Raw genomic sequence first — 12,615 nt, forward strand, 5'->3', positions numbered from 1 at the left:
CGTGGCCGCCCGTAACAAGGCCCGTAAGCGCGCCTTCCAGATTCTCTTCGAGGCCGACCAGCGCGGTGCCGATGTGCAGTCCGTGCTCGCGGACTGGATGCGGCACGCCCGGACCGACCCGCGGCAGCCGCCGGTCAACGAGTACACCCTGGAGCTGGTCGAGGGGTACGCGGAGCACATCGAGCGTATCGATGATCTGCTCTCCGACTACTCCGTCGACTGGCCGCTCGACCGGATGCCGGTGGTCGACCGCAACGTCCTGCGGCTCGGCGCGTACGAGCTGATCTGGGTGGACGAGACCCCGGACGCCGTGGCGATCGACGAAGCGGTACAGCTGGCCAAGGAGTTCTCCACGGACGAATCCCCGGCCTTCGTCAACGGCCTGCTGGCCCGCCTGAAGGAACTGAAGCCCGGCCTGCGGCGCGAGGAGCAGTAAGGCGGCGGTGGATCCCGTGAACGGGCCCGGAGCACGGGAATGCTCCGGGCCCTTCGCATGGGCGGGGGAGGGCGGGAGGCGCGGGTCGGGGGCCGGCGGGGGTGGACACAGAAAACCGCCGCCCCGACGGAGTCGGAAGCGGCGGTACGTTTCTGCAGGTGACGCCCGAGGGGTCAGATGTCCTCGTGCTGCACGGCGCGGCGCGCATCGGCGTCCAGCACACCCCAGCTGATAAGCTGCTCGGTCAGCACGGAGGGCGACTGGTCGTAAATCACCGCGAGGGTGCGCAGGTCGTCCTGGCGGATCGAGAGGACCTTGCCGTTGTAGTCGCCGCGCTGGCTCTGGATCGTGGCGGCGTAGCGCTGCAGCGGGCCGGCCTTCTCGGCGGGGACGTGGGCGAGGCGCTCCAGGTCCAGGACCAGCTTCGGCGGCGGCTCGGCCGCGCCGCCCGGGGTCGTGCCCGGCAGCAGCTCCTGCACCGGCACGCCGTAGAAGTCGGCCAGCTCGGCCAGGCGCTGTACGGTCACGGCACGGTCGCCGCGCTCGTACGAACCCACCACGACCGCCTTCCAGCGACCCTGGGACTTCTCCTCGACACCGTGGAGAGAGAGGCCCTGCTGGGTGCGGATGGCGCGGAGCTTGGCCCCGAGCTGTTTGGCGTATTCGCTGGACATAAAGCTCCCCGGACGCTGTGTAGACGTGCGGCGCGGGCCGCGCGGCTGGTAACTCACTGTGAGGTTACGCAGCGTAATTTGGCTTCGTCAAGCCGAATGAGTCACACGGTGGCCCCGAAGGGGTGCTGTCGGACTTCGGCGCGGCTCCTGGTACCGTGAACAGCGTAATTCCGACGTCCTTTAAAGTCCGTCCCGTGAGGCGGAGAAGGAGGTCCGTTCTTCATGGACGCCCCCAGCACGAATGCTGCGCGTCCGGTCCTCGAAGGGCCGGACATCACGCGCATGCTCACCCGCATCGCCCACGAGATCGTCGAACGCGCCAAGGGCGCCGACGACGTGGTGCTCCTCGGCATCCCCACCCGCGGGGTCTTCCTCGCCCGCCGGCTGGCCGCCAAACTCGAAGAGATCACCGGACGCACGGTCCCGGTCGGCTCGCTCGACATCACCATGTACCGCGACGACCTCCGCCTGGGCCCGGCCCGCGCCCTCGCGCGCACCGACATCCCCGGTGACGGCATCGAGAACCGCGTGGTCCTGCTCGTCGACGACGTGCTCTTCTCCGGCCGTACGATCCGCGCCGCACTCGACGCCCTCAACGACATCGGCCGGCCGCGCGCCGTGCAGCTCGCGGTCCTGGTCGACCGCGGCCACCGCGAGCTGCCGATCCGCGCCGACTATGTGGGCAAGAACCTCCCCACGTCGCTGCGGGAGACGGTCAAGGTCCAGCTCACCGAGGAGGACGGCCGCGACGCCGTGCTGCTCGGCGTCAAGCGGACCGCCCCGGCCGGCGAGCAGTAGCACACCCCTGGACGGACCCGGTGCGACCGGGCCCCCAGTCATGCCTGCTCGACGGACATACCCGTACCCCTCCCTCACTCACGGAGAAAACCGGATGAAGCGTCATCTCATCTCGGCCGCCGACCTCACCCGCGACGACGCCGTCCTGATCCTCGACACCGCCGAGGAGATGGCCCGGGTGGCGGACCGGCCGATCAAGAAACTCCCCACCCTGCGCGGACGCACCGTCGTCAACCTCTTCTTCGAGGACTCCACGCGCACCCGCATCTCGTTCGAGGCGGCCGCCAAGCGGCTGTCGGCGGACGTCATCAACTTCTCCGCCAAGGGCTCGTCCGTCTCCAAGGGCGAATCCCTCAAGGACACCGCGCTGACCCTGGAGGCGATGGGCGCGGACGCCGTCGTCATCCGGCACGGCGACTCCGGCGCCCCGCACCGCCTGGCCACCTCCGGCTGGATCGGCGGCTCGGTCGTCAACGCCGGCGACGGGACGCACGAGCACCCCACCCAGGCCCTGCTGGACGCCTTCACCATGCGCCGGCACCTGACCGACGGCGCCGGCCAGGACCTGTCCGGCCGGCACATCACCATCGTCGGCGACATCCTGCACAGTCGCGTCGCCCGCTCCAACGTCCACCTGCTGACCACGCTGGGCGCCGAGGTGACGCTGGTCGCGCCGCCCACGCTGGTGCCGATCGGCGTCGAGCGGTGGCCCTGCGAGGTCAGCTACGACCTCGACGCGGTACTGACCAAGTCGGACGCGGTGATGATGCTGCGCGTCCAGCGTGAGCGGATGAACGCCGCCTTCTTCCCCACCGAGCGGGAGTACGCCCGGCGCTACGGCCTGGACGGCGACCGCATGGGCAGGATGCCCGACCACGCGATCGTGATGCACCCCGGCCCGATGAACCGCGGCATGGAGATCACCGCCGAGGTCGCCGACTCGCCGCGCTGCACCGCCGTCGAGCAGGTGGCCAACGGCGTCAGCATCCGGATGGCCGTCCTGTACCTGCTGCTGGGCGGCAACGAGCCCGCCGTCACGACCACCGCCCCCACCGCCCACCCGTCGCCCGCCACCACCCCGGACGGAGGCGCTGCGCGCCGCCCCTCCACTCGCACCGAGGAGAGCAAGTAATCATGAGCAAGACCCTGATCCGCGGGGCGAAGGTCCTGGGTGGCGAGCCGCAGGACGTCCTGATCACCGACGGCACGATCACCGCCGTCGGCACCGGCCTGACCGTCTCCAGCGCCGAGGGCGCCACCGTCGTCGAGGCCGCGGGCCGGATCCTGCTGCCCGGCCTGGTCGACCTCCACACCCACCTGCGCGAGCCCGGCCGCGAGGACTCCGAGACCGTCCTGACCGGCACCAAGGCCGCCGCCGTCGGCGGCTTCACCGCCGTACACGCCATGGCCAACACCTTCCCGGTCGCCGACACCGCGGGCGTCGTCGAGCAGGTGTGGCGCCTGGGCAAGGAGTCCGGCTACTGCGACGTCCAGCCGGTCGGCGCGGTGACCGTGGGCCTGGAGGGCAAGAAGCTCGCCGAGCTGGGCGCCATGCACGAGTCCGCCGCCGGCGTGCGGGTCTTCTCCGACGACGGCAAGTGCGTGGACGACGCGGTGATCATGCGCCGCGCGCTGGAGTACGTGAAGGCCTTCGACGGCGTGATCGCCCAGCACGCCCAGGAGCCCCGGCTGACCGCGGGTGCCCAGATGAACGAGGGCATCGTCTCCGCCGAGCTGGGCCTGGCCGGCTGGCCCGCGGTGGCCGAGGAGTCGATCATCGCGCGGGACGTGCTGCTCGCCGCGCACGTCGGTTCGCGGGTGCACATCTGCCACCTGTCCACCGCCGGGTCCGTCGAGATCGTCCGCTGGGCCAAGTCCAAGGGCTGGAACGTCACCGCCGAGGTCACCCCGCACCACCTGCTGCTCACCGACGAGCTCGTACGGTCGTACAACCCCGTCTACAAGGTGAACCCGCCGCTGCGTACGGAGGCCGACGTGCTGGCGCTGCGCGAGGCGCTGGCCGACGGCACCATCGACTGCGTCGCCACCGACCACGCCCCGCACCCGCACGAGGACAAGGACTGCGAGTGGGGCGCGGCCGCCATGGGCATGGTCGGCCTGGAGACGGCCCTGTCCGTCGTCCAGCACACGATGGTCGACACCGGCCTGCTGGACTGGGCCGGCGTCGCCGACCGGATGTCCTTCCGGCCCGCCGGAATCGGCCGTCTCAAGGGGCACGGCCGCCCCGTCTCGCCTGGCGAGCCCGCCAACCTCACGCTGCTCGATCCGGCATACCGTGGACCCGTGGACCCCGCGGGCTTCGCCTCCCGCAGCCGTAACACGCCCTACGAGGGCCGTGAGCTGCCGGGGCGCGTGACCCACACCTTCCTGCGGGGCCGGGCAACGGTCGTGGACGGGAAACTCGCGTGACATCTTCAACCATCCAACTGGCAGCCGAGCAGAAGTCCGCCGAGGTCACCGACTGGGCGGCCCGCATCGGCTGGGTCGTCGGACTGCTCCTGTTCGTCGCGCTCGTCTACTGGCTGATGCGCGAGGGCTGGAAGTGGCGCGGCACCCTCCAGGGCGACCTGCCCGAGCTGCCCACGGCCCCCGAGGACGCCGGCGAGCCGCGGCTGGCGATGACCGGCCGCTACCACGGCTCCACGACCGCCGGACAGTGGCTGGACCGCATCGTCGCACGCGGCCTGGGCACCCGCAGCCGTGCGGAGCTGACCCTCACGGACGCCGGCCTGGACGTCGTACGGCCCGGCGCGCAGGACTTCTTCGTCCCGGCCGCCGCGCTGCGCGGCGCCCGCCTGGACAAGGGCATCGCCGGCAAGGTCCTGCCCGAGGGCGGCCTGCTGGTGGTCACCTGGACGCACGGGGACAAGGAGATCGACTCCGGTTTCCGCTCCGACCAGGCCGCCGAGCACGCCGCATGGGTCACCGCCCTCACCGACCTGACCAGCAAGAACAGCAAGACCACCGAAACGGAAGGCGCACGATGACGACCTCCATCCAGGGGAACGCCTCGAAGAGGAGGGCGGCGTCTCCCGCCATACTCGTCCTGGAGGACGGCCGCAGCTTCCGCGGCCGCGCCTACGGGGCCGTGGGGGAGACCTTCGGCGAGGCGGTGTTCTCCACCGGCATGACCGGCTACCAGGAGACCCTGACCGACCCCTCGTACCACCGCCAGGTCGTCGTCATGACCGCCCCGCACATCGGCAACACGGGCGTCAACGACGAGGACCCGGAGTCCGCCCGCATCTGGGTGTCCGGCTTCGTCGTACGCGACCCCGCCCGCACCCCGTCCAACTGGCGCTCGGCCCGCTCCCTCGACGACGAGCTGGCCGCCCAGGGCGTCGTCGGCATCAGCGGCATCGACACCCGCGCGCTCACCCGCCACCTGCGCGAGCGCGGCGCGATGCGGGTCGGCATCTTCTCCGGCCCGGCGCTCGACGGCCCGGCCGGCACCGGTCTCGCCGACGAGGCGTCGCTGCTCGCCAAGGTGCAGTCGGCCCCGCAGATGAAGGGCGCCGACCTGTCCGCCGAGGTCGCCACCAAGGAGGCGTACGTCGTGCCCGCGCAGGGCACCAAGCGCTTCACGGTCGCCGCCGTCGATCTGGGCATCAAGGGCATGACCCCGTACCGGATGGCCGAGCGCGGCATAGAGGTGCACGTGCTGCCCGCCACCGCCACCGTCGAGGACGTGTACGCGGTCGAGCCCGACGGCGTGTTCTTCTCCAACGGCCCGGGCGACCCGGCCACCGCCGAGCACCCCGTCTCCGTCATGCGGGGCGTGCTGGAGCGCGGTACGCCGCTGTTCGGCATCTGCTTCGGCAACCAGATCCTCGGCCGCGCGCTGGGCTTCGGCACGTACAAGCTCAAGTACGGGCACCGCGGCATCAACCAGCCGGTGCAGGACCGTACGACCGGCAAGGTCGAGGTCACCGCGCACAACCACGGCTTCGCCGTCGACGCGCCGCTCGACCGGGTCTCCGAGACCCCCTACGGCCGCGCCGAGGTCTCCCACGTCTGCCTCAACGACAACGTGGTGGAGGGGCTCCAGCTCCTCGACCGGCCGGCCTTCAGCGTCCAGTACCACCCCGAGGCCGCCGCGGGTCCGCACGACGCGGCCTACCTGTTCGACCGCTTCGTCCAGCTCATGGAGGGCCAGCGTGCCTAAGCGCACCGATATCCAGTCCGTCCTGGTCATCGGCTCCGGCCCGATCGTCATCGGCCAGGCAGCCGAGTTCGACTACTCCGGCACCCAGGCGTGCCGGGTCCTGAAGGCCGAGGGCCTGCGGGTCATCCTGGTCAACTCCAACCCGGCCACGATCATGACCGACCCGGAGATCGCCGACGCCACCTACGTCGAGCCGATCACCCCGGAGTTCGTCGAGAAGATCATCGCCAAGGAGCGCCCGGACGCGCTGCTGCCCACCCTGGGCGGCCAGACCGCGCTGAACACCGCGATCTCGCTGCACGAGTCCGGCACCCTGGAGCAGTACGGCGTCGAGCTGATCGGCGCCAACGTCGAGGCGATCAACAAGGGCGAGGACCGCGACCTGTTCAAGGACGTCGTGGAAGCCGTCCGGCGCAAGATCGGCCACGGCGAGTCCGCCCGCTCCTACATCTGCCACTCCATGGACGACGTCCTCAAGGGCGTCGAGGAACTGGGCGGCTACCCGGTCGTCGTGCGCCCCTCCTTCACCATGGGCGGCGCCGGCTCCGGCTTCGCCCACGACGAGGAGGAGCTGCGCCGCATCGCCGGCCAGGGCCTGACCCTGTCGCCGACCACCGAGGTGCTCCTGGAGGAGTCCATCCTGGGCTGGAAGGAGTACGAGCTGGAGCTGATGCGCGACAAGAACGACAACGTCGTGGTCGTCTGCTCCATCGAGAACTTCGACCCGATGGGCGTGCACACCGGCGACTCCATCACCGTCGCCCCGGCGATGACGCTCACCGACCGCGAGTACCAGACCCTGCGCGACATCGGCATCGCCGTGATCCGCGAGGTCGGCGTGGACACCGGCGGCTGCAACATCCAGTTCGCCGTCAACCCCGTCGACGGCCGGGTCATCGTCATCGAGATGAACCCGCGCGTCTCGCGCTCCTCGGCGCTCGCCTCCAAGGCCACCGGCTTCCCGATCGCGAAGATCGCCGCCCGGCTGGCCGTCGGCTACACGCTCGACGAGATCCCCAACGACATCACCGAGAAGACCCCGGCCTCCTTCGAGCCCACCCTCGACTACGTCGTGGTCAAGGTGCCGCGTTTCGCCTTCGAGAAGTTCCCGGCGGCGGACGCCCGGCTGACCACCACCATGAAGTCGGTCGGCGAGGCCATGGCCATCGGCCGCAACTTCACCGAGGCGCTCAACAAGGCGCTGCGCTCGCTGGAGAAGAAGGGCAGCCAGTTCGACTTCGCCGGCGACCCCGGCGACAAGGCGGAGCTGCTGGTCAAGGCCGAGATCCCCACCGACGGCCGGATCAACACCGTCATGCAGGCCATCCGGGCCGGGGCCACCGCGCAGGAGATCTTCGACGCCACGAAGATCGACCCCTGGTTCGTCGACCAGCTGTTCCTGGTCAAGGAGACCGCCGACGAGATCGCGGCCGCCGACCAGCTCGGCCCCGAGGTCCTGGCGTACGCCAAGCGGCACGGCTTCTCCGACAGCCAGATCGCCGCCGTCCGCGGCCTGACGGAGGACGTCGTCCGCGAGGTCCGGCACGCCCTCGGCATCCGCCCGGTCTACAAGACGGTGGACACCTGCGCCGCCGAGTTCGCCGCGAAGACCCCGTACTTCTACTCGTCCTACGACGAGGAGAGCGAGGTCGCGCCGCGCGAGAAGCCCGCCGTGATCATCCTGGGCTCCGGCCCGAACCGCATCGGCCAGGGCATCGAGTTCGACTACTCCTGCGTGCACGCCTCCTTCGCGCTCAGCGACGCGGGCTACGAGACCGTCATGGTCAACTGCAACCCGGAGACCGTCTCCACCGACTACGACACCTCCGACCGGCTCTACTTCGAGCCGCTCACCCTGGAGGACGTCCTGGAGATCGTGCACGCCGAGCAGCAGGCCGGCCCGGTCGCCGGCGTCGTCGTCCAGCTCGGCGGCCAGACCCCGCTGGGCCTGGCGCAGGCGCTCAAGGACAACGGCGTACCGATCGTCGGCACCTCGCCGGAGGCCATCGACCTGGCCGAGGAGCGCGGCGCGTTCGGCCGGGTGCTGACCGAGGCGGGCCTGCCCGCCCCCAAGTACGGCACCGCCTACTCCTTCGGCGAGGCCAAGGGCATCGCCGCCGAGATCGGCTACCCGGTCATGGTCCGGCCGTCCTACGTCCTCGGCGGCCGCGGCATGGAGATCGTCTACGACGAGCCCTCCCTCGGCGAGTACCTGGAGCGGCACGCCGGCCTGATCGACCAGCACCCGGTCCTCATCGACCGCTTCCTGGACGACGCCATCGAGATCGACGTGGACGCCCTCTACGACGGCACCGAGCTCTACCTCGGCGGCGTCATGGAGCACATCGAGGAAGCCGGCATCCACTCCGGCGACTCCGCCTGCGCGCTGCCGCCCATCACCCTCGGCGGCTACGACATCAAGCGGCTGCGCGCCTCCACCGAGGCCATCGCCAAGGGCGTCGGCGTGCGCGGACTGATCAACATCCAGTTCGCGATGGCCGGCGACATCCTGTACGTGCTGGAGGCCAACCCGCGCGCCTCGCGCACCGTGCCCTTCACCTCGAAGGCCACCGCGGTACCGCTGGCCAAGGCCGCCGCCCGCATCTCGCTGGGCGCCACCGTCGCCGAGCTGCGCGCCGAGGGCATGCTGCCCAAGAGCGGCGACGGCGGCACGCTGCCGCTGGACGCGCCGATCTCCGTCAAGGAGGCCGTGATGCCCTGGTCGCGCTTCCGCGACGCGGCGGGGCACGGCGTGGACACCGTGCTGGGCCCGGAGATGCGCTCCACCGGCGAGGTCATGGGCATCGACTCGGTCTTCGGCACGGCGTACGCCAAGTCGCAGGCCGGCGCGTACGGCGCGCTGCCCACCAAGGGCCGCGCGTTCGTCTCCGTCGCCAACCGCGACAAGCGCTCGATGATCTTCCCGGCCCGGGAGCTGGTCGCCCACGGCTTCGAGCTGCTCGCCACCTCCGGCACCGCCGAGGTGCTGCGCCGCAACGGCATCAACGCCACCGTGGTGCGCAAGAAGAGCGAGGGCGAGGGCCCCAACGGCGAGAAGACCATCGTCCAGCTCATCCACGACGGCGAGGTCGACCTCATCGTCAACACGCCGTACGGCACCGGCGGCCGCCTGGACGGCTACGACATCCGCACCGCGGCCGTCGCCCGCGCCGTCCCGTGCCTGACCACGGTCCAGGCGCTGGCCGCCGCCGTGCAGGGCATCGAGGCGGTGTCCCGCGGCGACGTGGGCGTGCGCTCCCTCCAGGAACACGCGCGGCAGCTGACCGCGGCCCGCGAGGAGTAGGGCCACCGGGGAGGGGGACACCGCAGCGGTGTCCCCCTCTTCATGCCCGCCCACCTCGCCCACTCGAACTGCGGAAGGCCCGCCTGCCCGTGTACTCCCTCTTCTTCAACCTGATCTTCCGCCGCATGGACCCCGAGAAGGCCCACCACCTGGCCTTCCGCTGGATCCGGCTGGCCGCGCGCGTCCCGGTGCTGCGCACCTTCGCCGCGGCCGTCCTGGCGCCCCGCCACAAGGAGCTGCGCACCGAGGCCCTGGGCCGCCGGATGCACGGCCCCTTCGGGCTGGCCGCCGGCTTCGACAAGAACGCCGTCGCCATCGACGGCATGGCCATGCTCGGCTTTGACCACGTCGAGATCGGCACGGTCACCGCCGAGCCGCAGTCCGGCAACCCCAAGAAGCGCCTGTTCCGCCTCGTACCGGACCGCGCGCTCATCAACCGCATGGGCTTCAACAACGACGGTTCGGCGGCCGTGGCGGCCCGTCTGGCGGCCCGCAACCCGGTCTTCCGTACGACGCTGGGCGTCAACATCGGCAAGACGAAGGTCGTCCCGGAGGACGAGGCGGTCGCCGACTACGTGACCTCGACGGAGCGCCTCGCCGCCCACGCCGATTACCTGGTCGTCAACGTCTCCTCACCGAACACCCCCGGCCTGCGCAACCTCCAGGCCGTCGACCACCTGCGCCCGCTGCTCGCCGCGGTCCGCGAGGCGGCCGACCGCACCGTCACCGGCCGCCGTGTCCCGCTGCTGGTCAAGATCGCACCGGACCTCGCCGACGAGGACGTGGACGCGGTCGCCGACCTCGCCGTGGAACTGGGCCTGGACGGCATCATCGCCACCAACACCACCATCGCCCGCGAGAGCCTCGGCCTGGCCTCCGACCCGGCCCTGGTCCAGGAGACCGGCGGCCTGTCCGGCGCCCCGGTCAAGGCGCGCTCCCTGGAGGTGCTGCGCCGCCTGTACGCCCGCGTCGGCGACCGCGTCACCCTGATCGGCGTCGGCGGCGTCGAGAACGCCGAGGACGCCTGGCAGCGCATCCTCGCCGGTGCCACCCTCGTGCAGGGCTACAGCGCCTTCATCTACGAGGGCCCGTTCTACGCCCGCGCGATCCACAAGGGCCTGGCCGCCCGCCTGCGCAACAGCCCGTACGCCACCCTCGCCGACGCCGTCGGCGCCGAGCACAGGAAGGTGACCTCGTGAGCCTCGAACCCTTCGGCGCCCGCCTGCGAGCCGCCATGGACGAACGCGGCCCGCTCTGCGTCGGCATCGACCCGCACGCCTCGCTGCTGGCCGGCTGGGGCCTGAACGACGACGTGGCGGGCCTGACGGCCTTCTCGCGCACCGTCGTCGAGGCGCTGGCCGACCGCGTCGCCGTCCTCAAGCCGCAGTCCGCCTTCTTCGAGCGCTTCGGCTCGCGCGGCATCGCCGTCCTGGAGGAGACCGTCGCGGCGGCCCGGCAGGCCGGTGCCCTCGTGCTGATGGACGCCAAGCGCGGCGACATCGGTTCCACCATGGCCGCGTACGCCGCGACCTACCTGGACCCGGCCTCGCCGCTGTTCTCGGACGCGGTCACGGTCAGCCCGTACCTGGGCTTCGGGTCGCTCGCCCCGGCCGTCGAGCTGGCCGGGGAGCACGGCTGTGGCCTGTTCGCGCTCGCGCTGACCTCGAATCCGGAGGGCCAGGAGGTGCAGCACGCGGTACGGGCCGACGGCCGTACCGTCGCCGCGACCGTACTGGGCCATCTGAAGGCGGCCAACGCCGACGCCGTCGCCCGCGGTGAGCTGGGCTCGTACGGCGCCGTCGTCGGTGCCACGCTGGGCGATCTGTCCTCGTACGACCTGGCGACCGGCGGACCGCTGCTCGCGCCCGGCATCGGTGCCCAGGGCGCGACCCCGGCGGACCTTCCGCGGGTCTTCGGGGACGCGGTCCGCAACGTCGTGCCGAGCGTCAGCCGGGGGGTGCTGCGGCACGGTCCGGACGTCGCCGCACTTCGCGCGGCCGCCCTCGGATGTGCCGATGAGGTGCGGACAGCGGTCGAACGACAGGGACTTTAGTCCCGTTATGTCCTGGTCAGCAGAGTCTGACCAGGACTTTTCGTCTGTTCTCGCTGACTCCGAGCGCCTTGGCCGCTAGTCTCCGACGAGAGCAGTGCACGTAAGCGCGTTGCTCGTTGCTCCGCAGATGCGGGGCGACTAGGTTCCACACCGGTCCGTATCCGACAGTTCTACATCCGAGGTGACGTAGGCGTGGCTCTTCCGCCCCTTACCCCTGAACAGCGCGCAGCCGCGCTCGAAAAGGCCGCCGCGGCTCGCCGGGAGCGCGCCGAGGTCAAGAATCGGCTCAAAAACTCCGGCGCCTCCCTCCATGACGTCATCAAGCAGGGCCAGGAGAACGACGTCATCGGCAAGATGAAGGTCTCCGCCCTCCTGGAATCCCTGCCCGGCGTGGGCAAGGTCCGGGCCAAGCAGCTCATGGAGCGGCTGGGCATCTCCGAAAGCCGCCGGGTCCGCGGTCTGGGCACCAACCAGATCGCCGCCCTGGAGCGGGAGTTCGGCGACAAGGCCGGCTGAGTTTCCTGGCACTGCCGGGGAACTGGAATAATCGCCGCATGGCAGCAACACCCCGGGGCTCATCCCCCGCATCCCCGGACGCCCGTCCGCGGCTGACCGTGCTCTCCGGCCCCTCGGGGGTCGGCAAGAGCACGGTCGTCGCCCATATGCGCAAGGTCCACCCCGAGGTCTGGCTCTCGGTGTCGGCCACCACGCGCAAGCCGCGCCCCGGGGAGCGGCACGGCGTTCAGTACTTCTTCGTGGACGACGAGGAATTCGACAAGCTCGTCGCCAACGGCGAACTGCTGGAGTGGGCCGAATTCGCGGGCAACCGCTACGGCACACCCCGCAAGGCCGTCCAGGACCGCCTGGAGGCCGGCGAACCGGTCCTGCTGGAGATCGACCTCCAGGGCGCGCGGCAGGTCCGCGAGTCCATGACGGAGGCCCAGCTGGTCTTCCTGGCTCCGCCGAGCTGGGAGGAACTGGTCCGCCGGCTCACCGGCCGCGGTACGGAGGCGCCCGAGGTCATCGAGCGCCGCCTGGCGGCCGCCAAGGTCGAGCTGGCCGCCGAGACCGAGTTCGACGTCACCCTGGTCAACACCTCCGTCGAGGACGTCAGCCGTGAGCTGCTAGCCTTGATGAAGGTTCTTTGATCTTTACACCGGTTTC

Annotated in this window: 12 protein-coding genes; 11 read left to right on the forward strand and 1 reads right to left on the reverse strand. The window is 70.9% G+C overall.

Features of this window, described 5'->3' with window-relative positions; translation table 11 throughout:
* The first annotated feature begins 1 nt into the window (after window position 1).
* The gene (nusB, locus tag ACZ53K_RS09630; protein ID WP_468833449.1) at window positions 2-436 is read left to right on the forward strand and encodes a transcription antitermination factor NusB; all 435 of its coding nucleotides are present in this window, start codon (window positions 2-4) and stop codon (window positions 434-436) included.
* Between the two features lie 173 nt (window positions 437-609).
* Here the strand turns inward: nusB and bldD are convergent, their stop codons facing one another.
* Window positions 610-1,110, reverse strand: coding sequence for a transcriptional regulator BldD (gene bldD, locus ACZ53K_RS09635; protein WP_003982726.1), 501 nt, complete (start codon window positions 1,108-1,110; stop codon window positions 610-612).
* 222 nt (window positions 1,111-1,332) lie between these two features.
* Between bldD and pyrR the strand changes: the two genes are divergently transcribed.
* The 10 genes from pyrR to gmk all read left to right on the forward strand — a co-directional run bounded on the left by pyrR (window position 1,333) and on the right by gmk (window position 12,599).
* Complete coding sequence (gene pyrR, locus ACZ53K_RS09640) at window positions 1,333-1,908, forward strand: bifunctional pyr operon transcriptional regulator/uracil phosphoribosyltransferase PyrR (protein WP_468833451.1); 576 nt, start codon at window positions 1,333-1,335, stop codon at window positions 1,906-1,908.
* 94 nt (window positions 1,909-2,002) lie between these two features.
* Complete coding sequence (locus tag ACZ53K_RS09645; protein WP_468833453.1) at window positions 2,003-3,040, forward strand: aspartate carbamoyltransferase catalytic subunit; 1,038 nt, start codon at window positions 2,003-2,005, stop codon at window positions 3,038-3,040.
* Between the two features lie 2 nt (window positions 3,041-3,042).
* Window positions 3,043-4,338 carry a dihydroorotase gene (locus tag ACZ53K_RS09650; RefSeq protein ID WP_468833456.1) on the forward strand — a complete coding sequence of 432 codons (1,296 nt, stop codon included), beginning with the start codon at window positions 3,043-3,045 and terminating at the stop codon, window positions 4,336-4,338.
* A complete protein-coding gene (locus tag ACZ53K_RS09655; RefSeq protein ID WP_468833458.1) occupies window positions 4,335-4,916 on the forward strand; it encodes a PH-like domain-containing protein in 582 nt (193 codons plus the stop codon). Before ACZ53K_RS09650 ends, ACZ53K_RS09655 begins: the two co-directional genes overlap by 4 nt.
* The gene (gene carA / locus ACZ53K_RS09660) at window positions 4,913-6,094 is read left to right on the forward strand and encodes a glutamine-hydrolyzing carbamoyl-phosphate synthase small subunit (RefSeq protein ID WP_468833460.1); all 1,182 of its coding nucleotides are present in this window, start codon (window positions 4,913-4,915) and stop codon (window positions 6,092-6,094) included. The genes ACZ53K_RS09655 and carA overlap by 4 nt, the downstream gene beginning before the upstream one ends.
* Complete coding sequence (gene carB, locus ACZ53K_RS09665; RefSeq protein WP_468833462.1) at window positions 6,087-9,398, forward strand: carbamoyl-phosphate synthase large subunit; 3,312 nt, start codon at window positions 6,087-6,089, stop codon at window positions 9,396-9,398. The genes carA and carB overlap by 8 nt, the downstream gene beginning before the upstream one ends.
* Before the next feature lie 89 nt (window positions 9,399-9,487).
* Complete coding sequence (locus tag ACZ53K_RS09670; protein ID WP_468833464.1) at window positions 9,488-10,597, forward strand: quinone-dependent dihydroorotate dehydrogenase; 1,110 nt, start codon at window positions 9,488-9,490, stop codon at window positions 10,595-10,597.
* On the forward strand, window positions 10,594-11,451 hold the full coding sequence (pyrF, locus tag ACZ53K_RS09675) for an orotidine-5'-phosphate decarboxylase (RefSeq protein WP_468833465.1): 858 nt from the start codon (window positions 10,594-10,596) through the stop codon (window positions 11,449-11,451). Before ACZ53K_RS09670 ends, pyrF begins: the two co-directional genes overlap by 4 nt.
* 192 nt (window positions 11,452-11,643) lie before the next feature.
* Window positions 11,644-11,967, forward strand: coding sequence for an integration host factor (locus ACZ53K_RS09680; RefSeq protein ID WP_468833467.1), 324 nt, complete (start codon window positions 11,644-11,646; stop codon window positions 11,965-11,967).
* Between the two features lie 38 nt (window positions 11,968-12,005).
* Window positions 12,006-12,599, forward strand: coding sequence for a guanylate kinase (gene gmk / locus ACZ53K_RS09685; RefSeq protein ID WP_468833469.1), 594 nt, complete (start codon window positions 12,006-12,008; stop codon window positions 12,597-12,599).
* Window positions 12,600-12,615 lie beyond the last annotated feature (16 nt).

Source organism: Streptomyces sp. NPDC033221 (genome assembly GCF_055577005.1).

Bases quoted from the DNA above. Each gene is read 5' to 3' on its own strand.
- ACZ53K_RS09645 (WP_468833453.1), top strand. From the start codon at position 2,003: ATGAAGCGTCATCTCATCTCGGCCGCCGACCTCACCCGCGACGACGCC.
- carA (WP_468833460.1), top strand. From the start codon at position 4,913: ATGACGACCTCCATCCAGGGGAACGCCTCGAAGAGGAGGGCGGCGTCT.
- pyrR (WP_468833451.1), top strand. From the start codon at position 1,333: ATGGACGCCCCCAGCACGAATGCTGCGCGTCCGGTCCTCGAAGGGCCG.
- gmk (WP_468833469.1), top strand. From the start codon at position 12,006: ATGGCAGCAACACCCCGGGGCTCATCCCCCGCATCCCCGGACGCCCGT.
- bldD (WP_003982726.1), bottom strand. From the start codon at position 1,110: ATGTCCAGCGAATACGCCAAACAGCTCGGGGCCAAGCTCCGCGCCATC.
- ACZ53K_RS09650 (WP_468833456.1), top strand. From the start codon at position 3,043: ATGAGCAAGACCCTGATCCGCGGGGCGAAGGTCCTGGGTGGCGAGCCG.